A 23,946-nucleotide genomic window follows, 5' to 3' on the forward strand; every position below is an offset into this window, starting at 1 on the left:
CCTCATGACAGCACAGCCTCCCCTGATCGACCCCACGGCCCTTGCCCATCGCCGCGCCCGCGCGACGGTGCGGGGTATGTTCTTGCAACAGGCAGCCGCCGATGAGGTTCAGGATCGGGTGGGACTGGTTAAGAAACCGTTTACCGCTCCAGCCATCGTGACCGCTTTCCCGCAGGTCTGGGCGGCCGCCTTCCCCAACGCCAAGATTATCCCCGAGGCCGAGGTATTGGCGCTGGAACCGCAGGCCCATGATCTGGTGATCCACGCCATGGGGCTGCATTGGGCGAATGACCCCATCGGCCAATTGATCCAATGCCGCCGTGCGCTGCGGCCCGATGGGCTGCTGCACGCCGTGGCGCTTGGCGGGCAGACTCTGCATGAGTTGCGGGCTTGTCTTGGCCAAGCCGAAGCCGAAGTGACCGGCGGCCTGTCGCCGCGCATTGCCCCGATGGGGGAACTGCGCGATTTGGGTGCGCTATTGCAACGCGCCGGACTGGCGCTGCCGGTGGCCGATAGCCAACCGCTGACCGTGGAATACGAAAACGCTTGGGCATTGATGCGCGATCTGCGCGAGATGGGTGAAGGCAACGCGTTGCAAGCCCGGCTGCGCCGCCCCACAGGCCGCGCGGTTCTGATCCGGGCAGCAGAGCTTTATGCCACCCATTTCACCGCTGCCTCTGGCCGGGTCACCGCGACCTTCGATATGATCTTCCTCGCCGGTTGGGCGCCGGACGATAGTCAGCAGAGACCCCTGCGTCCCGGTTCCGCACAACAGCGGCTTGCAGATGCGCTGAATAGTCGCGAAGAGCCCCTCCCCGATTGACCCGACCCTCAGAGCGGCTATCTCTGCGCAGATGATATGTGCGAGGAAACCCCATGCAGGCAGCCCAGCCCCAATCCGCCCAAGCCGACGCCGGTCAACCAGACTCCGGCCAACCCCAACACGGCCCCAGCGACCACCCCAAAGTCCCGCGTCCCAAGGTTGGCGTCCTGCTCGCCAACCTCGGCACGCCGGACGGTTATGATTATTGGTCGATGCGCCGCTACCTAAGCGAGTTCCTCTCGGACCGTCGAGTGATCGACTATAGCCCGTGGAAATGGCAACCACTGCTGCAAACGGTGATCCTGACCAAACGCCCCTTCACCAGCGGCGCGGCGTATAAATCCATCTGGAACGAAGCCGAAAACGAAAGCCCGCTGGCAACGATCACCAAGTCGCAGACTGCCAAGATCAAGGCGGCGCTGCAGGCGCGTTACGGTGCCGATGTGATGGTCGATTACGCCATGCGCTACGGCAACCCATCGACCCGGTCCAAGGTCGAAGCGATGACCGCCGCAGGATGCCAGAAGATCCTGTTTTTCCCGCTTTACCCGCAATATGCCGGGGCCACGACCGCGACGGCGAATGACGCTTTCTTTGCCGCGCTGGCCAAAGAGAAATGGCAGCCTGCGTCGCGCACCGTTGCCCCCTACTTCGACCGCCCTGACTATATCGAAGCGCTGGCCCAATCGGTTGAGCGTGCCTATGCCGCGAAGGACAAGAAGCCCGACCTGCTGGTCTGCTCCTACCACGGTCTGCCGCAGCGCTATCTGATGGAGGGTGACCCCTATCATTGCCAATGCCAGAAAACGACGCGCCTGTTGAAAGAGCGTTTGGGCTGGCAAGACAGCGAGATAATGACGACCTTCCAATCGCAATTCGGCCCCGAAGAATGGTTGCAGCCCTACACGGTGGAAGAGGTTGCCCGGCAGGCCAAAGCTGGCAAGAAAAGCATCGCCGTCTGCGCGCCCGCCTTTTCGGCGGATTGCATCGAAACGCTGGAAGAGATCAACGAAGAGATCAAGGAGAGCTTTGAAGAGGCGGGCGGTGACGATTTCACCTATATCCCATGCCTTAACGATGATGACGCGCATATCGAGGCACTGACCACGATCATCAGCGAAAATCTAGCCGGTTGGATCTAAGCCGATCCGGGGGTCGCTGCGGCGGCCCCTTTTCAAAACCATACGCAGAATACAAAAAAGGCGGTGCACTGCACCGCCTTTTCCGTTTGATCGTCAGTTCCGATTAGTCGGAAGCAACAGCTGCGGCAACCAGTGCCAACAGGATCAGGGGAACCAGGATGCCCGAGGACGAACCTGTTGTTTCTTCCACGATAACCGGTGCTTCGACGATTGGCTCGGCCAGCGAACCAGCAAAAGCAGTCGATGCAGCAGCGGACAGAGCAGCGGCGAGAACGAGTTTCTTCATAACATAACCTCCAGAATAGGCGTGCAGTATCATGTACATACACGCGCCCAAGACTTACCTCGTGACTCCGTTCTAAACAGTATCGGCAAAAGTTTGCAAACCCGGAATCAGCTATTGCATCAAGGAATCAGGAAAATGTCGTCAAATAAGCAACACTTGGGTGCCGACCTTTGTGAAGGCAAAAAGTTCGGCGATATGTTCGTTATAGAGCCCGATACAACCATTGGAAGACTTACGTCCAATTTTTCTTGTGTCGTGGGTTCCGTGGATACGATAATAGGTCCAGCTGAGGTATAGCGCGTGGGAGCCCAAGGGGTTGTCCGGGCCGGGGCCGACATAGGGCGGCCACTCAGGATTTCGCTTTAGCATCGAAGGCGTCGGGCGCCAGCTTGGCCCCTCTACTTTCTTGATGATCCGGGTACGGCCACGACGGGTCAGGTCTTCGGTCAGGGGCACGGACGAAGGGTAAAGCTTATAAACGCTTTGATCTTCGGACCAGTAATGCACCGCGCGGCTGTCAATATCTACCAGCACCGCACCGTTGCGCGTGTCGCTGAAATAAGGCCGCCAATCCAACATGCGAAAGCTAGAGACATTGCGTTTGACCGATTCAGTCAAATCGCGCTCTGCTTCGGTGGTCGCGTCTGAGTTAAAAGAAGAGGTATCTTGCGCCAGTGCCGGCGTGGCAAGCATCGCAGCACTGCCAGCAAGGAAGCCACGACGGCTCTGAAACGAAAAACGGTGAGCGGACATGGAGCGTCTCCAAACTGAAATTATGCTAATTAATGCCACATATATGGCTTGAAAGTCGCAGTTTCAATTGAAACCGCTGTTTGATGGCAGACTCACGCCGATGTGCGTTTGAACTGCAACGCACCCCGATGTAAGGCAGGAAAAATTTAATTGCGTGGAGCGCTCATATGATCCGTATCCTGTCCATCCTGCTGGCGCTGACGGTTGCGCTGTCTGCCTGTGCCCCGTCCAGCACGACCGGTGGCAAAGCCAGCGGCTCTTACCGCATCAGCCGTTCCGACGCGGGTACAATCCAATTCCGTATGCTCGACTCGGTGAATGCGCTGCGCAGCTCGGCCGGGGTCACGCCTTTGGCGCTGGATGCCAAACTGAACGCCGCCGCCGCGACACACTCGCGCGATATGTCGGTGCAAAACCGTCCTTGGCACTTTGGCTCTGATGGATCGTCGCCAATCGACCGCATCCAGCGCGTTGGCTATACCGGTGGCCTCGTCGGCGAAGTGATCTCGGAAACCTATGAGACCGAGCTTGAGACCCTCGCCGCTTGGATGGAGCAGCCAGACACCCGCCGCATCTTGATGGCGCCAGATGGCCGCCAGATGGGTTTCTCTTGGTATCAGGAAAACGGTGGCAAGATCTGGTGGACACTGGTTGTCGGCAACTGATCTTGCAATGATTTAGCGGTTCTTCCGGCCCCTGCGGGGGCCGGTTTCGTTTCTGCCGATATGATTATTAGGGCGTAATCAGAATCGGCGTGCCATCGCGCACCATCGCATAGACATCTTCGATCTCTTTGTTGGTGACGGCGATACAGCCCCAAGTCCAATCGTGCTTTTCCTTCTTCCGCGGGTCTTTCTGCCCGTGAATAAAGATGTCGCCTCCGGGGCTCTTGCCCATCGAACGTGCATATTCGGCATCCAACTGGTTCGGGTAATCGATACCAATCGAAAGATGAAAACGGCTGTTCGGATTGCGACGGTCGATTCGATATAGCCCTTCGGGCGTACGCCCGTCGCCTTCGACCACTTTATGGCCTACCGGAGCGAAGCCCAACTTGATCGGGTAGTCTTCCAAAACGCGGTTATGATGCAGCAACATCATGCGACGTTGGCTTTTGTTCACAACCACATAGGTCACTTCAGGACCATTGTAGCGTTTGAATTTACTGCTGCTGCATGCGCCAAGCGCCACCATAGCGGTGCCGCCAAGTATCATTGTCCTGCGTTTCATCACTGTGCCCTCGAAGCCATGGCCATTCCGGCCTTTTTACTCGCGGTAGCACAGAGAGCGATTCATTTCATTCAAAAAAAGGTGATGACCCGCATCAAAAAAGGCATCTTTGCCTTAGCTCTCAGGCGCGGTCAGACAGGCAGCAAGCTCAACATGAGAGGACCAACGGAACTGATCCACGACTTGAACCCAGTCGAGACGATACCCCGCTGACACCATGTTTTGCACGTCACGGGCAAAGCTTACCGGATTGCAGGACACATAGGCCACCCGAGACACCTGCGCACGGATGATCTCGGCCACCTGCGCCTCTGCTCCGGCGCGCGGCGGGTCAAGCACAACGGCATCAACCTTGGCCAACTCATCTGGCAAAAGGGGGCGGCGAAACAGATCGCGCGTCGCCGTAGTGACCGGTTTGGCGCCCTTGGCGCGACGCCAGCCACCCTCCAAGGCGGCGATCATCTCGGCATCGCCCTCAACCGCATGTACTCGCGCCTTTTGTGCAAGGGGCAAAGCAAAAGTACCGCAGCCCGCGAAGAGATCGACAACGGTATCGGCATCGCCAACGGCTTCGGTCACTGCGGCAAGCAGGGCTGCCTCCCCATGGCGCGTCGCTTGTAGGAAAGCGCCCGGCGGGGGCGTGACCGCTGCGTTGCCAAAGCGCTGCGCGGGCGGTGCGCGCATCGCGATCACCTCGCCATCCCACGTCAGCCGTGCCAGTGCCAAAGCCTCACAGGTCTGCGCCAACTGCTGCCTCAGCGGCCCGTCGAGCGGTTTGCCATTGGCAACCGACACGTCCAGCCCCTCTTCCGACAGCGTCACGGTCACGGCCAATTCGGCCTTGCGGCTGGTGCCGATCAGCGCCAGTTCCTCTGCAACCTTCAACCCCGGCAAGAGCGCGGGATCGACCAACTGACAGCCCGGCACCTCGATCAACACGTCAGAAGCGCGGCCATGGAACCCGGCCATGGCGCCCTTTTTCGTGCGGCGCGCAGCAAAGGTGGCCCGGCGGCGCGATTGCGCAGGCGAGGTTTGGATGGGGCGAAATTCTGTCTCTAACCCATGCGCCGACAGCGCATTGCGGACCACATCGACCTTCCACCCGGCCACGAAATCATCTCCGGCATGCTGCAACTGGCAGCCCCCGCAGGATTTGAAATGGCGGCACGGCGGCGCGACCCGCTGTTCGGACGGCGTAACAATCCGCACGTCGCGCAGCTGTTGGCCCTCGACTTCACCGCTGACGGTTTCCCCCGGCAGGGTCATCGGAGCAAAGATCGGACCTTCGGCGATGCCGTCGCCGTGGTGGCCAAGGCGCAAGATGTGATGTTCTGTCATAGCCTGCCCATAGCGCGGCAACCGCCACAGCGAAAGCCTATTCCGCCGCCCTCACATCCAGAAACCCGCCCGACTGACGGTGCCAATAGCGCGCATAAAGCCCGTCTTGGGCAAGCAGATCAGCATGGCTGCCGATCTCTGCGATGCGGCCTGCGTCCAACACCATGATGCGGTCCATTTCTGTCAGGGTCGACAGACGGTGCGCGATGGCAAGCACGGTTTTCCCCTCCATCACACGGTCTAGGGTCTGCTGAATGGCGGCCTCCACTTCGCTATCCAGCGCGCTTGTCGCCTCGTCCAGCACTAGAATAGGCGCGTCTTTCAAAATGGCGCGGGCCAAGGCGATACGCTGACGCTGCCCGCCGGAAAGCTTCACCCCCCGCTCCCCCAGGTGCGCGTCATAGCCACGGCGGCCTTTGTGATCTTCAAGCTCTTGAATGAAGTCATGCGCCTCGGCACGCTGCGCCGCCGCGATGACCTCGGCCTCTGTCGCGTCGGGTCGCCCGTAAAGGATGTTGTCCCGGGCCGAGCGGTTGAACATCGCCGTTTCTTGCGTGACCATACCGATATTTCGCCGCAGGCTCTCTTGCGTGACTTCCGATGTATCCATCCCGTCAATCACGATCTTGCCCTGTTCCGGTTCATAGAGCCGCAAAAGCAGCGCCACGAGGGTCGATTTCCCTGCCCCCGAAGCGCCAACGATCCCCAGCTTCTCACCTGGTTTGATGGTCAGTGAAATCCGGTCGATCCCGCCGGTCTGGCGGCCATAGGCAAAACCGAGGTCGCGCAGTTCGATCTGCCCGGCCTTCACCACCAACTCTTGCGCATCAGGCCCGTCGTCCAACCGCACGCGCGGCGTCAGGGTGCGCATGCCGTCTTCGACCTCACCAATGTTGGAATAGATCGCCATCAGCGTGAAAGACACCCAACCGGTCATCTGTGCGATACGGATCGCGATGGCACCGGAGGCCACGATATCCCCCTCGCTTGCCATACCGCGCTGCCACAGCAGGATCGTCCCGCCAAGCAGAAGCACCGGCAAAAGCCCCGCAAGGCTCATCAGCGCCAAACGGAACCCTGCGGCGAGATAGCCAAACTCCAGCGCCCGGGCACGAAAGCTTTGCATCGCGGAAAGCGCTGCGCGGTCCTCGTGATCGGCATGGGCAAAGAGCTTCACCGTCTTGATATTGGTAATCGTATCCACCACCTGCCCCGACACCAACGCCCGCGCCCCGGCACGGCCCGCCGCCCGCTTACGCACGCGCGGCAAGAACCAGTTGATCAGCGCCAGATACATGACCAGCCAGACCGAAAACCCAACCGCCACGCGCCAATCGATCGCCAAAAGTAGCGCCACCGACCCCACGAGGGACGCCAGCGCAAAAGCCACCACGTTGATCACCTCAGCCGCCACATCCGTCACCGCCCGCGCCGCCTGCATCTGCTTTTGCGCGATGCGGCCGGCGAAGTCTTCGTCAAAGAAATTGACGTTCTGCCCCAGCGTCCAACGGTGCAAACGCGACAACACCAGCGGATTCACATTGGGTTGCACCATGATCGCGTTCGAGGCCGAGGACAGACCGAACAGCACGGGCCGCGCCACCAGAAAGAACGCCACCGCGCCCAGTACCAACACCAGACTGCTGCCTTCGAAGAACCGCTCAGGGCCCGCGCTGACCGTGGCATCGATGACCTTGCCCAAAATCCACGCCGTGCCCGCCTCCATCGCGCCGGCGGCTGCCGACAGAAAAGCCGCGAGCCAGAGCACCGGCCAAGCGCCCGACAGGCACCAGCGCATGAAAGCCCCCAGCGTTTGCGGCGGCGGGCCATCGGCGGGGTGAAACGGGTTGATCCAGTTCGAAATGCTCACGTCTTGTCATCCAATGCGAGAAAACCGCCCGACTGACGGTGCCAGAAGGCTGCATATAGGCCAGCTTTCTGCAAAAGCGCGTCATGGGTGCCTTCTTCGACGATACGTCCCTGATCCAGAACAAGAATTCGGTCCATCTCGGCAATCGTCGACAGCCGGTGCGCGATGGCGATGACCGTTTTACCCGCCATCATGCCATAGAGCGTTTCCTGAATCACCGCCTCCACCTCACTGTCGAGCGCGCTCGTCGCCTCATCCAGCAGCAAGATCGGCGCGTCCTTGAGGATCACCCGCGCGAGCGTGATGCGCTGACGCTGCCCGCCGGACAGCTTCACGCCCCTCTCGCCTACACGCGCGTCATAGCCCGAGCGCCCCTCCGGATCTGTCAGATCAAGGATGAACTCATGCGCCTGCGCCTGTTTCGCAGCCGCGATCATCTCAGCCTCGGTTGCGTCGGGACGGCCATAAAGGATGTTTTCCCGCACCGAGCGGTGCAGCAGCGATGAATCCTGCTGCACGACACCGATATGCCGCCGCAGACTGTCTTGCCGGAATTGGGAGATGTCCTGCCCGTCGATCCGGATCTGCCCCGCTTCGGCGTCATAGAACCGCAGCATCAGCTTCACGAGGGTCGATTTCCCCGCGCCGGAGCGGCCAACAAGGCCAATCTTCTCGCCCGGTTGTACGGTGATATTGATGCCTTGGAGCCCGCCGCTTTCGCGCCCGTAGTGGTGGCTTAGATCTGCCATCTCGATCTCCCCATCCGTCAACTTCAGCGACGGCGCGTCGTGGCGGTCGGTCAGGGCGAGAGGCTGGGCAATGGTCTCCATCCCCTCGGCCACAACACCCAATTCACGGAAAAAGCTCGACAGCGCCCACATGATCCAGCCGGTCATCGAATTCAGGCGCAGCGCCAGTGCTGCGGCAGCGGCCACAACACCGACACTCGCTTCGCCGCCCATCCAAAGCACCAACGCCCAGCCAACGACGCCAACGATCAGCATCCCATTCAAAATAGTCAGTACCACGTCCATGATGGTGAAGATGCGCATCTCGCCTTGGAAGGTGCGCCGCGCCTCTTCGATGGCCTCTCCGGCAAAATCGACCTCTAGATCATGGTGCGCGAACATCTTGACTGAATGGATATTCGTATAGGCATCCACCACGCGCCCGGTCACTTGCGAACGCGCGTCCGACGCCGCTTTGGACGCTGGTCCGACCCGTTTAATCGTCCAAGCCACCAAGCCGCCGTAGAGCACAAACCAGCCCAAAAGCGGCACTAACAAACGGATATCGGAGGTAGAAAGCAGGATCGCCGCGCCGATCATATAGGCTAGCGAGTAAGAGATCGCATCGAAAACCTGAAAGACCACCTCCCCCGCTGCCGGGGGTGTCTGCATGATCCGGTTGGCGATACGCCCGGCGAAATCATTCTCGAACCAGCCGACCGATTGTCGCAAGACATGCCGATGCGCCCGCCAGCGGATCAGGGTGCCAAAGTTCGGCAGGATGGCGTTGTTCAGCAGCATCACGTCAAAGGCTTGCACCAAGGGCCGCAGGAACAGCACCGCGACTGCGACAAGGATCAATTCGGTCCCGTAATTCTCCCACATCTGCGCAGGGTCGCTGCCCAACAGGTCAACGATACGGCCCATATAGTAGATCAGACCAATCTCAATCGCCGCGACAAGGATCGCCATCACCCCGGCGAGGACAAAGACCTTTTTAAAGGGCTGCGCGTAGTCCCGCAAAAAGGGCCAAAGCCCCTGCGGCGGATGATCCTTTTCCCGATAGGCAACATAGGGATCAACGAGGTTTTCGAAAAAGCGAAACATGGGGAGACCTTGGAAATAGACGTGCAAAATACGCGGCAATGGTTATGCCAGCTTAGCTAAACCAGATCCCGCGGTACAGCTCGCCCATCTCCCTTGTAATGCGGTTTGGATAGCCGAATTTCCGCGCGATGTCGACCTAGCTGGGCTTTCGCAGCAACTCCGCGCGGGCCACAGTGAAGCCGGAGTTGATCCAGATTTGCTCCAACCGGGCAAGCTCTTGCCCCAAGGCCGGGCCTTTGACCGCTGGCATCAGGTCTTTGGCCGTTACCGGAAAACGGGCAGTGGCGGCGTTTGAAATCGTCTCTAACACGGTGGTTTCGGGCATCTGTTCTGCCATAACGCCGCGTAGCAATGCAGCGCCACGGGCGATCCCTGCCCCATGACGATAGGCAAGTTCGGCCAGCGGTGGCCCGGCAAAGCCTTGCTCTTGCAGCACCGTCAGGCGCTTGGCCTCTGCCTTGCTCAACCGCAGACGATGATCCGCCAAGGCTTCCCCGCCCAGCGCGGCCAGCCGAACCAGCCAGTCAGGCTCAAGCCCCAACATTTGTTCAAAATGAACCAGCATGGATAGCCAGCGGTCATCACTCCCCGGCAAAAGCACCGGCAAGGCACCGGTTTGCCGCATCAACGCCAAGGCCGGGGCGGGATCCGGCGCGCGGAGCAGCTTTTTGAACTCCTGCCCGACCCGCTCTGCCGAAAGCGTTTCTAACCCATCCAAGTTCGACGCGATGGCATCCAGCGCCTCCGGCTCCGGCCCCGCCTCCGGGTCGCCATACCACGCCATGAAGCGAAAATAGCGCAGGGTGCGCAGATAATCCTCGCGGATACGCTGACCTGCATCCTCAATGAAACGCAGCCGTCGCGCGTACAGGTCAAGCAGGCCGCCCAACGGGTCGATCACACGGCCCTCGGGCGTGGCATAGAGCGCGTTCATCGTGAAATCACGGCGGCGGGCATCTTCGGCGATATCGGTGGAAAAGGCCACAACAGCACGGCGGCCATCGGTTTCGACATCACGGCGAAAGGTGGTGATCTCGAACGGCTTGCCGCCAGAAACCAACGTCACCGTACCATGGTCGATCCCTGTCGGCACAGCCTTGACCCCGGCAGCCTTGGCCAGCGTCATCACAGTCTCAGGTGTTGCATCGGTGGAAAGGTCAACATCGCTGTCCGGCAGGCCCAACAGTGCATCGCGCACACAGCCCCCGACGAAATAGATACGGTGCCCGCCATCCCGCACCACGCGGCAAACCCGCTGTGCGTCTGCGTCATGTAACCAGCGTGTCGTGGTTGGAATCATGTGTTCATGCGAGTCGCCCATGCCCGCAACATACGCGCGGTCGCGCCCCAGATGTAATAGGGGCCATAGGGAACAGCGTAATAATACCGCCGCTGGCCCCGCCAACGCCGTGAATGGACAAGATAATTGCTGGGGTTCAGCACATGGTCTAGCGGCACGCGAAACACCTCTTCAACCTCGCCGGGCTCTGGCACCACGGTGAAATCGCGCGTCACATAGCCGATCACGGGGGTCACGCTAAAGCCGGTGACCGTTTCATGGGCAGGCAGCACCCCCAAAACATCCACGATGTCGCTCGGCATGCCGATCTCTTCGCGTGCTTCCCGCAAAGCGGCGGCGATAACATCCGCATCGCCGCCGTCTTGTTTGCCCCCCGGAAAGGCTATCTGTCCGGGGTGGTGTTTCAACGCCGAAGAGCGTTTGGTTAAGATCAGTTCCAATCGCGCGCCCGTATCAATCACCGGCGCGAGCACGCCCGCAGGCCGCAGGCTGCGGCCTGCGGGCAACGAGACCTCTGGATTCAGGTCAAAGTCAGAGGATTCCACCCCTGTCTGCGCGAGCGCCTTGCGGAAAGACTGGAACCGATCGTTCACCTCAGGCCTTAGCGTCGAAACCGACCGTGGCCGGGTCGAGGTCATAATGCGCGCCGCAGAATTGGCAATCGGCGGTCACTCGGCCATCATCAGTTGTCATCTTCTCGATATCGCGCGCTGAGTAGATCGACAGACTTTGACGCACGCGATCTTCGGAGCAAGTACACCCAAAACGCACCGGCTGCGCATCATAGACCCGCGGTTGTTCCTCGTGAAACAATCGCAGCAGAAGGTCGGTCGGCGGCACGCTGGGGCCGATCAGTTCCAGATCTTCAACCGTGCCGAGCAGGATGTTCACGCGGTTCCAATTCTCGGCCTCATCGCCTTCGACCAAGTCGTCGGCCTTGAGGACCTCACCCGTACCTTCGCCCGACGCCGAGAGCGGCGAGGCTTTGGGCATATGCTGCAACATGATGCCACCGGCACGCCAATGCTCTGGCTCGCCCGGACCGGACGATTTGCCAAAGCTTAGCGAAAAGCGTGTCGGCAACTGCTCGGACTGGGCGAAATAGGCTTCTGCACAGGCCGCCAAAGACCCGCCAGCCAGCGGCGTGATGCCCTGATAGGGGGTCATGCCTTTGCCTTGGTCAATCATGATCGCGAAATAGCCTTCGCCGATCTGTTCAAACGGGGCGTCATCGGTCAGCCGATCCGCATCATAGCTGGCATAGGCGCGGATGCGCGCAGGCTCGCCTTCCTTCTCGGGGCCGTAGTAATCGGTCGCGATCATCCGAACGGCGCCTTTGGACTGTACCTGTAGCGATAATTTCCAGCGCAGCTTGATCGTCTGACCGATCAATGCGGTCAACAACGCCATCTCGGCCACCAAAGCTTCAACCTGCGGCGGGTAATCGTGCTGCTTCAGGATGCCTTCCAACACGCCATCAAGCCGCGCCACGCGGCCGCGCATGTCGACATCATCAAGCTGAAAGGGCAGAACGGTATCGTCCCACGCGATTTTAGTTCCTTGGGTCATCGGGTTTCCTTATCGGGGGCCGCTTGGCATACCGCGTCTATATAGGCGCAGCAACCCATGGAAAAAGGGGCAGCAGATGATCAGACGTACAGGCCGCGCACCGCAGCCCGGCCAAACCTACACACCCCGCCCCGGCGTCTATGCCATTCTGCCGCTGCAAAGCCGCTTTTTGATGACGCTTGAAATGGGCGACGAGACCGAAGTGCAACTGCCCGGTGGCGGTATTGAGGCTGGTGAATCCCCTCTTCAAGCGCTGCACCGCGAAGTGCTGGAAGAAACCGGTTGGCGCATCGCCCGCCCGCGCCGTCTGGGTGCGTTCCGCCGTTTCACCTATATGAAGGATTACGATCTTTGGGCGCAGAAAATCTGCCATATCTATGTCGCCCACCCCGTACGCCGGATTGCCGAACCGACAGAACAACACCATGCCACACTGGTGCTATCTGCCAGCGAAGCCGTGGCAACCCTCGCGAATGAGGGCGACAGGCTGTTTCTAGAACGTTACCTCACATCACAAAACAAACTGCGCGAGCGTCTCGTCGTTGGTAATGTCCGTATAGGTAAAACCTGATTGTCCCAACTGCTCCAAGAAAGGCTTAAAATTCTCAGGCTGCCGTGTCTCGATCCCGATCAGAACCGAACCAAAATTGCGCGCTGATTTTTTAAGATACTCAAAGCGGCAAATATCATCGTCAGGCCCAAGCATCATCAGGAACTCTTTCAAGGCGCCCGGCCGCTGTGGCATACGCAGGATGAAGTACTTCTTTACCCCGGAATAGCGCTGCGCCCGTTCCTTAACCTCTGGCAAACGCTCGAAATCGAAATTACCGCCCGAGGCCACACAGACCACCGTTTTGCCTACAATTTGATCCGCCACTTCGCCCAGCGCATCTATCGACAGCGCGCCTGCTGGCTCCAACACGATGCCTTCGACGTTCAACATCTCGTTAATCGTCACGCAGATACGATCCTCCGGTAGATGCACCACATCCGCAGGGTTCACCCCGCGAAGCCGCTCAAACGTCCGCGCACCTATCTTGGCCACTGCGGCGCCATCGACAAAGTTATCAATCGGAGAGACATCGACCGGCGCCCCCACTTCCAACGCCCGCGCCAAGCTCGGCGCACCGGCAGGTTCAACGAATGTGTAATCACAGGTGGTGCCAAAATAACTGACCACCCCCGAAGACAGGCCGCCGCCGCCCACCGGCAAGATCACCCGGTCCGGCACCCGCCCTAATTGCTCGGCAATCTCAACGGCAACAGATGCCTGACCCTCAATCACATCCTCGTCGTCGAAGGGCGACAGGAAATGCGCCCCCTCATCCCGGCAAAAGTTCTGCGCAGCGGCCAGAGTGGCGTCGAAATAATCCCCGACCAACCGGATCTCGACGTTATCGCCGCCAAAAATACGGGTCTTCTGAACTTTCTGTTGTGGCGTCGTCACCGGCATGAAAATCACGCCCCGCACCCCGAAATGGCTACAGGCAAAAGCCACCCCCTGCGCATGGTTGCCTGCCGAGGCACAAACAAACAGCCCCTGCCCCGGAATAACTTTGCGCATCGCATTGAACGCGCCACGCAGCTTGTAAGAGCGTACAGGACTCAAATCCTCACGTTTCAACCAAATATCCGCGTCAAAACGCTCCGACAGATGCTCATTCCGCAACAGTGGTGTGGCCGGAAACAACACCCGCAACGCCTCTGCCGCCGCCTGTGCTTTCTGTGCAAATTCATCCGCCATCTGTGCTCTCCTTGCTGCTCTTCGTCGATAGGCGCGCAGCCTGCATAGGTCAACGCAGGCTTCAATCTTGCCCGCGCCCGCGAAAACCGCTACCTCGCAGAGCGAACTTGAAAGGAAACCCGTCATGTCCGCGCCCAAGAAAGTCGTGCTTGCCTATTCCGGCGGCCTCGATACCTCGATCATCCTGAAATGGCTGCAAACCGAATATGGCTGCGAAGTGGTGACATTCACCGCCGACCTTGGCCAAGGTGAAGAGCTGGAGCCCGCCCGCAAAAAAGCCGAGATGATGGGCATCGCTCCTGAAAACATCTATATCGAAGACGTACGTGAGGAGTTCGTGCGCGACTTCGTCTTCCCGATGTTCCGCGCCAATGCAGTTTATGAAGGTCTCTACCTCCTAGGCACCTCCATCGCCCGTCCGCTGATCTCCAAACGTCTGGTAGAAATCGCCGAAGAAACCGGCGCCGATGCGGTCGCCCACGGCGCCACCGGCAAAGGCAATGACCAAGTTCGCTTCGAACTGGCCGCCTATGCGCTGAACCCTGACATCAAGGTGATCGCCCCTTGGCGCGAATGGGATCTGTCGAGCCGCACCAAATTGCTGGCCTTCGCGGAAGAAAACCAGATCCCGATCGCCAAAGACAAACGCGGCGAAGCGCCATTCTCTGTCGACGCCAACCTGCTGCACACCTCGTCCGAAGGCAAAGTCCTCGAAGATCCCGCCGTCGATGCACCCGACTACGTCTACCAGCGCACAGTCAGCCCCGAAGACGCACCCGACACCCCTGAATATGTCGAAATCGGCTTCGAGCGCGGCGATGCCGTTAGCATCAACGGCGAAGCCATGTCTCCCGCCACGATCCTCACCAAACTCAACGAGCTTGGCGGCAAACACGGTTGTGGGCGCCTCGATCTGGTCGAAGGCCGCTTCGTCGGCATGAAGTCCCGTGGCATCTACGAAACCCCCGGCGGCACCCTCCTGCTCGAAGCTCACCGCGGCATTGAATCCATCACCCTCGACCGCGGCGCCATGCACCTAAAAGACGAGCTGATGCCGAAATACGCCGAGCTCATCTACAACGGCTTCTGGTACAGCCCCGAACGCACCATGCTGCAAGCCGCCATCGATGCAAGCCAAACCCATGTCACCGGCACCGTGCGCCTGAAACTCTACAAAGGCCACGTTCGCACCGTGGGCCGCTGGTCCGATCACAGCCTTTACTCCGAGGCCCATGTGACCTTTGAAGACGACGCCGGCGCCTACGACCAGAAAGACGCCGCAGGCTTCATCCAACTGAACGCCCTGCGCCTCAAACTGCTCGCCGCCCGCGACAAACGCACCAAAGGCTGAAGCACGGGTCCCAGACCCTCTTTCATCCTTTCTTAAATACCCGCGGGGGTCCGGGGGCAGCGCCCCCGGCGGCCTCCCCCAAGAGCGCCAAAAGAAGAAGGCCCAGACGTTTCCGTCTGGGCCTTCTTCTTAACAAGCGTCGAAATACATCACTCTACGCTCACAACCCTCATCACCAATGTACCCTTCAGTTTGTTCGGCTCGCCATCTTTAGATTCCGGCTTAACATCGAACACGTTCTGCTTTGCGTTATCGTCAGGTTGAACTGTCATCATAACCATATCATCCTCCTCGACCTCATTTTGCAGCACCGGGGCAATTTCTTCGGCCTCCCCCGCGCGCAGTGGGGCAACGCCAATCACCGCGTCAGGTTTCATTTCTTCATCGGTCCGGTACATGACCAACCAACCGTTTTTATCCGCGATAACCTTTTCCGCACTTACGGCCGTATCAGAAAAATTATCGTCTGACGCTTCGGCCATGGCAGTGGCATATGCATCGGCGCAAGCACCACCCGTAACCATCGCCAAGGCGATTAGGGTGCTTGTCATACTTCTCATCTAATTCATCCCCCATATGCAGCCGTTACACTCACGACAAAGGAGGACAGAAGTTTCAAATTTATTAGTTTAATTTTATCCGCTTGGTGAAAAGCTTCTCATAATAGGGCATAGCCTCTTCCAAGACCTCTTGTTGAGCGCGGTCGAGTTCCTTCAATGCTCCTTCGGGGCCAGCAAAACCGGTGCTTTTGTGGATTGTCCCGTACCAATGCGGCGCCCATACGCCGTCTTCAGGTCGTGGCCCGGCAGACCAGCGCAACATTGCGGGATCAAAGGTTAAATTTAGCGCCGCGCATAGCTTGCGCAGCATACCTTCGGGGTTCGCGCGGATATCGGCACTATCAATGATCACCCCGCCAAGATGTTCATACAACATGGCCTGACGTTCAAAACCAATATCGGCTAAGCTCGGCTCTTCGCGTTTTTCTGCGTAGCTGGAGATCACCCGCGCGGGATGCCGGATGAGGTGAACGTTCACACAATCCTTCGCCCAATCCAGCGGGAACCCATCGATCATATGCTGCGCCATATGTTTCATATAAAGATGCCGCGCGCCGTCCTGTACAAACCCATTGGGGACCAATGCAGGGTCTTGTTCCTGTGCAGCCAGCACCACGCCGCGCATCGGGTGGTCCAGACCAGTGACCTTCAGATAGGCTGCATAAAAAGGCTCATCTATCGCGGTAAAGTCCTGACGCGCCCCAAAACTATACATCATCGCCGTACTCAAATTGCGTGGCCCGGACCACATCGCGATACGCATGACACTCTCCCAATTGCAGTTCAGCCCGCGAGGCTAGAAAGATCACCGCTCTAAGCCAAGTGGTAAATTGCCTTCACCACAGCGTGACTTTCCCCGTCTCGGCCTTGCGCTACCTACGTCTCAGCGGCAACCCTATGCCAGAGGAGGACCACCATGTTCCGAAAATCAATGTTCAAACCCGCGATCCTGACCCTTGCCATCACACTTGGGTTCGTGGCGCAAAACCGCCCCGCTGCAGCGGCAGAGACTGAAGTGCTCACCGTAGCAGGCGGCTGCTTTTGGTGTGTAGAAGCGGATTTTGAATCCGTGAAAGGCGTAAAAGAAGCCGTTTCAGGCTTTGCAGGCGGCCGCACCAAAAACCCCACTTACAAAGAAGTCACCGGCGGCAACACCGGCCACTATGAGGCGGTGCAGATCCAATTCGACCCTGCCGTGGTCAGCCGCAATACGCTGCTCGATCTGTTTTTCCGTTCGGTTGATCCTACGGACGCGGGCGGTCAGTTTTGTGACCGTGGGGATAGCTATCGCACAGCAATCTTTGCTGGCAACGCCGCCCAGAAAAGCGCGGCAGAAGAAGCAAAGGCCGGAGCACAGGCCGCACTTGGCACCCAGATCGTGACCCCGATCCTTGGCGATACACCCTTCTATCCGGCCGAAGATTACCACCAAGACTACTACAAAAGCAGCGAACGACTTGCGTTCAGCAGTGTTGGTGTAGCGGTTAAGAAATCTGTGGCCTACAAACGCTATCGCAACGGCTGTGGCCGTGATGCGCGCGTAAAACAGCTTTGGGGCAGCGCTGCGCCCTTTGTCAAATAAGCTCTAATTCATCAGTTAGATACTAAAATCATGATCTCCGATCTCTTTCAGGTCGGGGATCACATCTGCAGTTCCGTGGCGCGTGACCATCAAGGCTCCGGCCCGCATCGCCAGATCGATTGCCTGCGGCATGTTCATTCCCCGGTCCAGCCCGGCCACCAGATAACCAGTAAAAGTGTCCCCCGCCCCCGTCGTATCCACTGCATCAACCTTATAAGCGGGGAAAGATTCAACACGGTGTGCGTTGTTAGAGACCCATTCGCAGCCTTCCGAACCCAACGTCACCACGATATCATCGACGGGCAATTGACGCAGCTCACCCCCGGTGGCGGCCCGAAGCTGCGCTGCTTCGACCTCGTTTAGCACCAGCAGATCAATCTGTTCGATGATTGCTGTCACGGCCTCGGGATCAAACGGTGCCGCCGCATAGGCCAGATGCAAGCCCAAAGTCTTGGCCGTCTGCGCTGCGAAACGCTGACCGTTGGTTTCGTTTTGCATCAACAGCCAGTCGCCCGCAGATGCCTCACTCAGCGCCGCGCCTATCATCTCTTCGGTGATTTCATGATTGGTGCCGGGGAAGATAACGATATTGTTCTCACCTTCCAGATCCACCGCGATATTGGCATGGCCCGTCACGCCCTCCATCAGGGTGATATGCGCCGTTTCCACCCCATATTCCAGCAGCCGCTCCAACGCCCAGCCGCCATCGGCACCAAGCGCACCAACATGCATGATGCGCGTCCCGGCCCGCGCGGCGGCGACCGACATATTGGCCCCCTTACCGCCCAGACCCTGACGGAAATCACGGGCTGAAACCGTCTCTCCCGGTCCCGGCAGATGAGGAAGCAAATAAAAGTTATCCGCGTTAATAGAGCCGAGGTTCCAGATCATCAGCCCACCTTACAGGCCGCAAGAATGGCCATGTTGAGAATGTCATTCGCCGTAGAGGTCGAAGAGCAAATCTGGATCGACTTATCGAGCCCCGTAAGAATCGGACCGATCACCGTCGCCCCCGCCATTTCCTGCATCAGCTTGACCGAAATGCTGGCCGAGTGCCGCGCAGGCACGACCAAAATATTGGCAGGACCAGTGAGCCGCGAGAATGGGTAGTTCGCTTGGCTGGCTGCGTTCAGCGCCACATCCACCGTCATCTCGCCTTCGTATTCAAAGTCAACGCCGCGCCGATCAAGCACTTCGGGGGCAAGATGCATTTTCTCGGCCCGTTCAGATACCGGATACCCGAAAGTAGAGAAGCTGACGAAAGCTACACGCGGCTCAAGCCCCAGATGCCGTGCCACCCGCGCACCGCTTTCGGCGATATTGGCCAGGTCATTCTCGTCCGGCCACTCATGCACAAGTGTATCAGCGATAAAGACGATACGTCCCTTATGCAGTAATGCCGTGATCCCAGCGGCACCTGCTTCGGCATTGGCATCAAACACGTGGTTTAACCGTTCCAAAACATGCGCGGACTTGCGGGTGGCCCCGGTCACCAGACCATCGCCATGGCCATGTGCCAGCATCAGCGCCGCATAGACGTGGCGGTCGCGCGAGGCGAGGCGGTGGATATCTTTGCGGTCAAACCCTTTGCGCTGCAAGCGGCCATATAGGAAATCTTTGTACGTCTCCAAATGCTGGGTATTGGCAGCGTTCACCACTTCCAACTCGCGCACTGCGTCTTCCATGCCGGAGGCTTCGAGTTTCGCGCGTACATCCTCTTCGCGGCCTACGACCAACGCTTTGCCCAACCCGGCGCGTTGATACATCACCGCCGCACGCAGAACCTTGGGGTCATCGCCTTCTGCAAAGATCATCCGTGCTTGGTTCGCCCGCGCCCGTGCATTGATTCCACGCAGAATGCTCGCGGTCGGATCCATCCGTGATTTTAGGCCCAGTTCGTAAGCGTCCATATCAATTATCGGACGGCGCGCAGCACCGGTGTCCATCCCTGCCTTGGCGACTGCGGGCGGAATACGGTGAATCAAGCGTGGGTCAAAAGGCGTGGGGATGATGTAATCACGCCCAAAGGTCAGTGTCTTACCATAGGCCAGCGCGACTTCGTCCGGCACATCCTCACGGGCCAATTGCGCCAATGCGTGCGCACAGGCGATCTTCATCTCGTCGTTGATGGCCCGCGCATGGATGTCCAGCGCACCACGGAAGAGATAGGGAAAGCCCAGCACGTTGTTGACCTGATTAGGGTAATCCGAACGTCCGGTGGCAACGATGGCGTCCATCCGAACCTCATGTGCCTCTTCCGGCGTGATCTCTGGATCAGGGTTCGCCATGGCAAAGATCACCGGATTGTCGGCCATAGAGGCTACCATGTCGGGCGTCACAGCGCCTTTCACAGAGACGCCAAGGAAAACATCCGCTCCCTTCATCGCCTCTTCGAGACTCCGCAGCTCGGTGTTCGCGGCATGGGCCGACTTCCACTGGTTCATCCCCTCGGTACGGCCTTGATAAATCACACCTTTGGTATCGCACATGATGCAATTGTCATGTTTCGCACCCATCGCTTTCAGCAGTTCCAAACAAGCGATCCCAGCGGCCCCTGCACCGTTCAGCACGATCCGCACATCTTCGATCTTTTTGCCCGACAGGTGCAGCGCGTTGATCAAACCGGCGGCACAGATCACCGCTGTCCCGTGCTGGTCGTCATGGAAGACGGGGATGTCCATTTCTTCCTTCAGACGCTGTTCGATGATGAAACACTCAGGCGCTTTGATGTCTTCGAGGTTGATGCCACCAAAGGTCGGCCCCATCAGCTTGCAGGCATTAATGAAGGCTTCGGTATCCTCGGTATCCAGTTCAATATCGATAGAGTTCACATCGGCGAAGCGTTTGAACAGCACCGCCTTGCCCTCCATCACCGGCTTGGACGCCAGCGCGCCGAGGTTCCCCAAGCCCAGCACCGCCGTCCCGTTGGAGATCACTGCGACGAGGTTGCCTTTGTTAGTATAATCATAAGCCGTTTCGGGGTTTTCCGCGATCGCCTCGCAGGGCACGGCCACACCGGGGGAATAGGCAAGGCTAAGGTCGCGCTGCGTGGTCATCGGCACGGTGGCCGAGATCTCGAACTTGCCGGGCGTCGGTTCAAGGTGAAAGGCAAGCGCCTCTTCAGAGGTGATACGGTTCTTTCTTGTCACGACATAACCCTTTTTCTGCTTCCAAATCTTCTTAGCCACGAACAGAGTTCAGCACAACGCAAGCGCCGCGTCAGGGAAAATCGCACGACAAAGACCGCCCATCGCGCTGCACCCCCCTTTCGCTGCGTCGGGGGGTTTTGTAGGGTCTGCGCTGCAACAGGGGGCAGCCGTGCAGACAGAAAAAGTAACGCCAATGATGGCGCAATATCTTGAGCTTAAAGCGGACCACGCGGATGCGCTGTTGTTCTACCGCATGGGCGATTTCTATGAGATGTTTTTCGATGACGCCGTTGCCGCGGCCGAAGCATTGGATATCGCGCTGACCAAACGTGGCAAGCATCAGGGTAAAGACATCGCCATGTGCGGCGTGCCGGTCCATGCCGCCGAAGGCTATCTGCTGACCCTGATCCGCAAAGGGTTTCGCGTAGCTGTCTGTGAGCAGATGGAAAGCCCAGCCGAGGCCAAGAAGCGCGGGTATAAGTCGGTCGTGAAGCGCGATGTGGTGCGGCTGGTCACACCCGGCACGCTGACCGAAGAGAGCCTGTTGGAAGCGCGCCGCCATAACTACCTCGCCGCCTTTGCCGAAGTGCGGGATGCCTGCGCAATGGCGTGGGTCGATATCTCAACCGGGGCGTTTCACGTGATGCCACTGGCGCAGGTTCGTCTTGGGCCAGAACTAGCGCGGCTTTCCCCGTCTGAGTTGATCGTTTCCGAGGCAAAAGAGAATGAATTGCACGAGGTCGTCTCTGATTTCGGCATTGCACTGACTGGGCTGGCGCGATCCGCGTTTGACAGCACTAGCGCTGAAAAACGTATCTGCGATCTGTTCGATATTGCCACGTTAGAGGCGTTCGGGACCTTCACCCGCGCCGAAGTTTCCGCGATGGGAGCGGTAATAGAATACCTCACGATCACGCAGCGCGGCAACTTGCCCCTGCTGCGCCCCCCACAGAAAGAGGCCGAAGCCCGTACCGTTCAGATCGATGCGGCGACCCGACGCAATCTGGAACTGACACATTCGCTTAACGGCGGACGCGCCGGGTCGCTCCTGTCGATCATGGACAATACCGCAACAGCCGGGGGCGCGCGTCTGTTGGAGCGGCGGATCTCAAGCCCCTCGCGGGTGGTCGATGTGGTCAACGCCCGCGCCGATGCGGTCAGCTTTGCTTTTGACACCCCCCGCGTGGCGCAGGATATCCGCGAACGTCTGCGCAATGTGCCCGATCTTGACCGCGCGTTGTCACGTCTTTCATTGGATCGTGGGGGCCCGCGCGACCTTGCCGCTATTCGCAACGGCCTAATCGAAGCTGAGGCATTGCATCAGTCCCTAACCCAGCACGATCTGCCAGATCTTCTACGCGACGCCGCCGAAGGGCTGCAAGGCCATGGCGATCTGATTGACCTGTTGGATCAGGGTCTGGTGGCAGAGCCGCCCTTGATGGTGCGCGATGGTGGTTTCATCGCGCCGGGGTACGATGAAGACCTAGACGCCGCGCGTGAGCTACGCGACGAAGGCCGCGGCGTCATCGCTGGCATGCAGCAGCAATTTGTCTCTGATACCGGGATTTCTTCGCTGAAAATTAAGCATAATAACGTGCTGGGCTACTTCATCGAATGCACCTCGACCCACGCGGAAAAAATGCTCTCTGCTCCGCTGTCAGAGACGTTTATCCACCGTCAAACAACCGCCAATCAAGTACGCTTTACCACGGTCGAACTGTCAGAGTTGGAGACTAAAATCCTTAACGCTGGCAATCATGCGCAGGAAATTGAGAAACGGCTCTATGAACGTCTACGAAGTGCGATCTTAGATCAGGCCGCCGAGATCGGCCAAGCGTCTTCCGGTCTGGCCGAAGTCGATCTGGCCGCTGCATTGGCTGACCTCGCCCGTAGCGAAAACTGGACCCGCCCCCGCGTCGACATGAGCCGCGCATTTGAGATCGAAGGCGGGCGGCATCCGGTTGTAGAGCGTGCATTGGCACAGCAATCAGGTGAACCCTTTATCGCCAATGATTGCGATTTGGGGGCTGAGGGTGACGCCGCTAATATCTGGCTGCTAACCGGCCCCAACATGGCGGGTAAATCGACATTTCTCCGCCAAAACGCTTTGATTGCGCTGATGGCCCAGATGGGCAGCTTCGTGCCCGCAAGCTCGGCCCATATCGGCATCGTCAGCCAGTTGTTTAGCCGCGTTGGTGCGTCGGATGATTTAGCGCGGGGTCGCTCGACCTTTATGGTTGAAATGGTCGAAACAGCCGCGATCCTGAACCAAGCAGACGACCGTGCGCTGGTGATCCTTGATGAGATCGGGCGCGGCACGGCCACCTATGACGGCTTGTCAATCGCATGGGCCACGCTTGAGCATCTGCACGACGTGAACCGCGCTCGCGCGCTATTTGCCACGCATTACCACGAAATGACGGCGCTGGCGGGCAAGCTGCCAGGGGTCGACAATGCCACGGTGGCGGTCAAGGAATGGGAGGGCGAGGTCGTCTTTTTGCACGAGGTGCGCAAGGGTGCCGCTGATCGGTCCTACGGCGTGCAAGTGGCGCAGCTGGCAGGCCTGCCCGCCCCGGTCATCGCCCGCGCCCGTGTGGTGCTCGAAGCGTTAGAAAAGGGCGAACGCGAAGGTGGCGCCACTCAGAAAACGCTAATCGACGACCTGCCGCTCTTTGCGGTCAGCCCTGCCCCACAGCCGAAGGCGAGCAAATCCTCCGCAGTTGAGGAAAAACTGAAAGAGATCATCCCCGATGAACTTTCCCCCCGTGAAGCGCTTGAGCTGATCTATAAACTTAAAGAGGCGGCCAAATCCTGACCGCCTCTTTCAAAGATATCTGACTGAGCTTAGCTCGCCGGGGTCGAAGACACCCCAACCTGCGCGGGGCGCAGCAGACGGTCGTGCAGCATGAAGCCTTCGGCGGCGACCTGAATGATCTCGCCCGCCACGGTGCCAGGCACGGGGGCCTCAAACATCGCTTCGTGGTGCTTCGGGTCGAACTTATCGCCAACCTCGGGTGCAATCACTTCGATGCCGTGCTTTTTGAAAACGCTTAGCAGCTCACGCATTGTCAGCTGGATACCCTCCAACAACGGACCCAAGGCTTCGCGCTGTTCATCCGTCGTGGTTTCCAACGCGCGTTTCATGTTGTCGTAGACCGGCAGCATGTCGCGGGCCAGCTTAGAGCCGCCGTAGTTCTCGGCTTCGCGCCGGTCTTTGTCGGACCGCTTGCGCGCGTTCTCTGCATCGGCCAGCGCGCGCATGAAACGGTCACGATACTGGTCGCGCTCGGCGCGCAACTCTTCCACCGCAAGGGCTTCTTCGTCGATCTCGGCCATGTCTTCGGCGTATTCTTCAGCTTCGGCGCTGTCGATCTCGTCCAAAAAGTCGTTTTCTTTCGGCTCTGCCATGTTCCA

General features: G+C 59.0%; 22 protein-coding genes. 7 read left to right on the forward strand and 15 right to left on the reverse strand.

Annotated features, from left to right (window positions below; all coding sequences use genetic code 11):
- The first annotated feature begins 4 nt into the window (after nt 1–4).
- Nucleotides 5–823, forward strand: a complete 819-nt coding sequence (locus DSM110093_RS00205) for an SAM-dependent methyltransferase (protein ID WP_243266165.1) — start codon at nt 5–7, stop codon at nt 821–823.
- 53 nt (nt 824–876) lie between these two features.
- Nucleotides 877–1,965 carry a ferrochelatase gene (gene hemH, locus DSM110093_RS00210; RefSeq protein ID WP_243266166.1) on the forward strand — a complete coding sequence of 363 codons (1,089 nt, stop codon included), beginning with the start codon at nt 877–879 and terminating at the stop codon, nt 1,963–1,965.
- A gap of 103 nt (nt 1,966–2,068) precedes the next feature.
- Here the strand turns inward: hemH and DSM110093_RS00215 are convergent, their stop codons facing one another.
- Nucleotides 2,069–2,251, reverse strand: a complete 183-nt coding sequence (locus DSM110093_RS00215) for a hypothetical protein (protein WP_067261136.1) — start codon at nt 2,249–2,251, stop codon at nt 2,069–2,071.
- Nucleotides 2,252–2,392: 141 nt separating this feature from the next.
- Nucleotides 2,393–3,004 carry a L,D-transpeptidase gene (locus DSM110093_RS00220; protein WP_093927573.1) on the reverse strand — a complete coding sequence of 204 codons (612 nt, stop codon included), beginning with the start codon at nt 3,002–3,004 and terminating at the stop codon, nt 2,393–2,395.
- A gap of 167 nt (nt 3,005–3,171) precedes the next feature.
- Between DSM110093_RS00220 and DSM110093_RS00225 the strand changes: the two genes are divergently transcribed.
- Nucleotides 3,172–3,669 (forward strand): CAP domain-containing protein, encoded by a 498-nt coding sequence (locus DSM110093_RS00225; RefSeq protein WP_243266167.1) that lies wholly within the window; start codon nt 3,172–3,174, stop codon nt 3,667–3,669.
- A gap of 67 nt (nt 3,670–3,736) precedes the next feature.
- Here DSM110093_RS00225 and DSM110093_RS00230 read toward each other — a convergent pair whose 3' ends face one another.
- The 7 genes from DSM110093_RS00230 to DSM110093_RS00260 form a co-directional block, all read right to left on the reverse strand.
- Nucleotides 3,737–4,234, reverse strand: a complete 498-nt coding sequence (locus DSM110093_RS00230) for a L,D-transpeptidase family protein (protein WP_243266168.1) — start codon at nt 4,232–4,234, stop codon at nt 3,737–3,739.
- A 114-nt stretch (nt 4,235–4,348) separates the two neighbouring features.
- Nucleotides 4,349–5,572, reverse strand: a complete 1,224-nt coding sequence (locus DSM110093_RS00235) for a class I SAM-dependent RNA methyltransferase (RefSeq protein WP_243266169.1) — start codon at nt 5,570–5,572, stop codon at nt 4,349–4,351.
- 37 nt (nt 5,573–5,609) lie between these two features.
- Nucleotides 5,610–7,442, reverse strand: a complete 1,833-nt coding sequence (locus DSM110093_RS00240; RefSeq protein WP_243266170.1) for an ABC transporter ATP-binding protein — start codon at nt 7,440–7,442, stop codon at nt 5,610–5,612.
- Entirely contained in the window at nt 7,439–9,277 is a 1,839-nt protein-coding gene (locus DSM110093_RS00245) for an ABC transporter ATP-binding protein (protein ID WP_243266171.1), read from the reverse strand. Before DSM110093_RS00245 ends, DSM110093_RS00240 begins: the two co-directional genes overlap by 4 nt.
- Nucleotides 9,278–9,413: 136 nt before the next feature.
- Complete coding sequence (locus DSM110093_RS00250) at nt 9,414–10,577, reverse strand: CCA tRNA nucleotidyltransferase (RefSeq protein ID WP_243266172.1); 1,164 nt, start codon at nt 10,575–10,577, stop codon at nt 9,414–9,416.
- Nucleotides 10,574–11,170 (reverse strand): CoA pyrophosphatase, encoded by a 597-nt coding sequence (locus tag DSM110093_RS00255; RefSeq protein ID WP_243266173.1) that lies wholly within the window; start codon nt 11,168–11,170, stop codon nt 10,574–10,576. The genes DSM110093_RS00250 and DSM110093_RS00255 overlap by 4 nt, the downstream gene beginning before the upstream one ends.
- 1 nt (nt 11,171) lies before the next feature.
- Nucleotides 11,172–12,146, reverse strand: a complete 975-nt coding sequence (locus DSM110093_RS00260; protein ID WP_120349783.1) for an Hsp33 family molecular chaperone HslO — start codon at nt 12,144–12,146, stop codon at nt 11,172–11,174.
- Between the two features lie 76 nt (nt 12,147–12,222).
- Between DSM110093_RS00260 and DSM110093_RS00265 the strand changes: the two genes are divergently transcribed.
- On the forward strand, nt 12,223–12,717 hold the full coding sequence (locus DSM110093_RS00265; RefSeq protein ID WP_243266174.1) for an NUDIX hydrolase: 495 nt from the start codon (nt 12,223–12,225) through the stop codon (nt 12,715–12,717).
- On the opposite strand, the gene ilvA is transcribed toward DSM110093_RS00265, so the two are convergent.
- Complete coding sequence (gene ilvA, locus DSM110093_RS00270; RefSeq protein ID WP_243266175.1) at nt 12,658–13,890, reverse strand: threonine ammonia-lyase IlvA; 1,233 nt, start codon at nt 13,888–13,890, stop codon at nt 12,658–12,660. The genes DSM110093_RS00265 and ilvA overlap by 60 nt on opposite strands.
- 124 nt (nt 13,891–14,014) lie before the next feature.
- Here ilvA and DSM110093_RS00275 point away from each other — a divergent pair, with 124 nt between their 5' ends.
- Entirely contained in the window at nt 14,015–15,241 is a 1,227-nt protein-coding gene (locus DSM110093_RS00275; RefSeq protein ID WP_243266176.1) for an argininosuccinate synthase, read from the forward strand.
- A 149-nt stretch (nt 15,242–15,390) separates the two neighbouring features.
- Here DSM110093_RS00275 and DSM110093_RS00280 read toward each other — a convergent pair whose 3' ends face one another.
- Together DSM110093_RS00280 and DSM110093_RS00285 are read right to left on the reverse strand one after the other, a co-directional pair.
- Nucleotides 15,391–15,792, reverse strand: coding sequence for a hypothetical protein (locus DSM110093_RS00280; protein WP_243266177.1), 402 nt, complete (start codon nt 15,790–15,792; stop codon nt 15,391–15,393).
- Between the two features lie 73 nt (nt 15,793–15,865).
- Entirely contained in the window at nt 15,866–16,564 is a 699-nt protein-coding gene (locus tag DSM110093_RS00285; protein WP_243266178.1) for a sulfotransferase, read from the reverse strand.
- A gap of 153 nt (nt 16,565–16,717) precedes the next feature.
- On the opposite strand from DSM110093_RS00285, the gene msrA reads away from it, so the two are divergent.
- Nucleotides 16,718–17,383: a peptide-methionine (S)-S-oxide reductase MsrA gene (gene msrA / locus DSM110093_RS00290; RefSeq protein WP_243266179.1), complete on the forward strand. Its 666-nt coding sequence runs from the start codon at nt 16,718–16,720 to the stop codon at nt 17,381–17,383.
- Between the two features lie 15 nt (nt 17,384–17,398).
- On the opposite strand, the gene DSM110093_RS00295 is transcribed toward msrA, so the two are convergent.
- Both DSM110093_RS00295 and DSM110093_RS00300 read right to left on the reverse strand, forming a co-directional pair.
- Nucleotides 17,399–18,274 carry a ribokinase gene (locus DSM110093_RS00295; protein ID WP_243266180.1) on the reverse strand — a complete coding sequence of 292 codons (876 nt, stop codon included), beginning with the start codon at nt 18,272–18,274 and terminating at the stop codon, nt 17,399–17,401.
- A complete protein-coding gene (locus tag DSM110093_RS00300; protein WP_243266181.1) occupies nt 18,274–20,532 on the reverse strand; it encodes an NADP-dependent malic enzyme in 2,259 nt (752 codons plus the stop codon). Before DSM110093_RS00300 ends, DSM110093_RS00295 begins: the two co-directional genes overlap by 1 nt.
- 193 nt (nt 20,533–20,725) lie before the next feature.
- Between DSM110093_RS00300 and mutS the strand changes: the two genes are divergently transcribed.
- Nucleotides 20,726–23,347 carry a DNA mismatch repair protein MutS gene (gene mutS / locus DSM110093_RS00305; RefSeq protein WP_243267742.1) on the forward strand — a complete coding sequence of 874 codons (2,622 nt, stop codon included), beginning with the start codon at nt 20,726–20,728 and terminating at the stop codon, nt 23,345–23,347.
- Nucleotides 23,348–23,376: 29 nt separating this feature from the next.
- Here mutS and DSM110093_RS00310 read toward each other — a convergent pair whose 3' ends face one another.
- Nucleotides 23,377–23,940 (reverse strand): nucleotide exchange factor GrpE, encoded by a 564-nt coding sequence (locus DSM110093_RS00310; RefSeq protein WP_007118398.1) that lies wholly within the window; start codon nt 23,938–23,940, stop codon nt 23,377–23,379.
- Nucleotides 23,941–23,946 lie beyond the last annotated feature (6 nt).

The organism is Sulfitobacter sp. DSM 110093, assembly GCF_022788715.1.
Classification (GTDB): Bacteria; Pseudomonadota; Alphaproteobacteria; order Rhodobacterales; family Rhodobacteraceae; genus Sulfitobacter.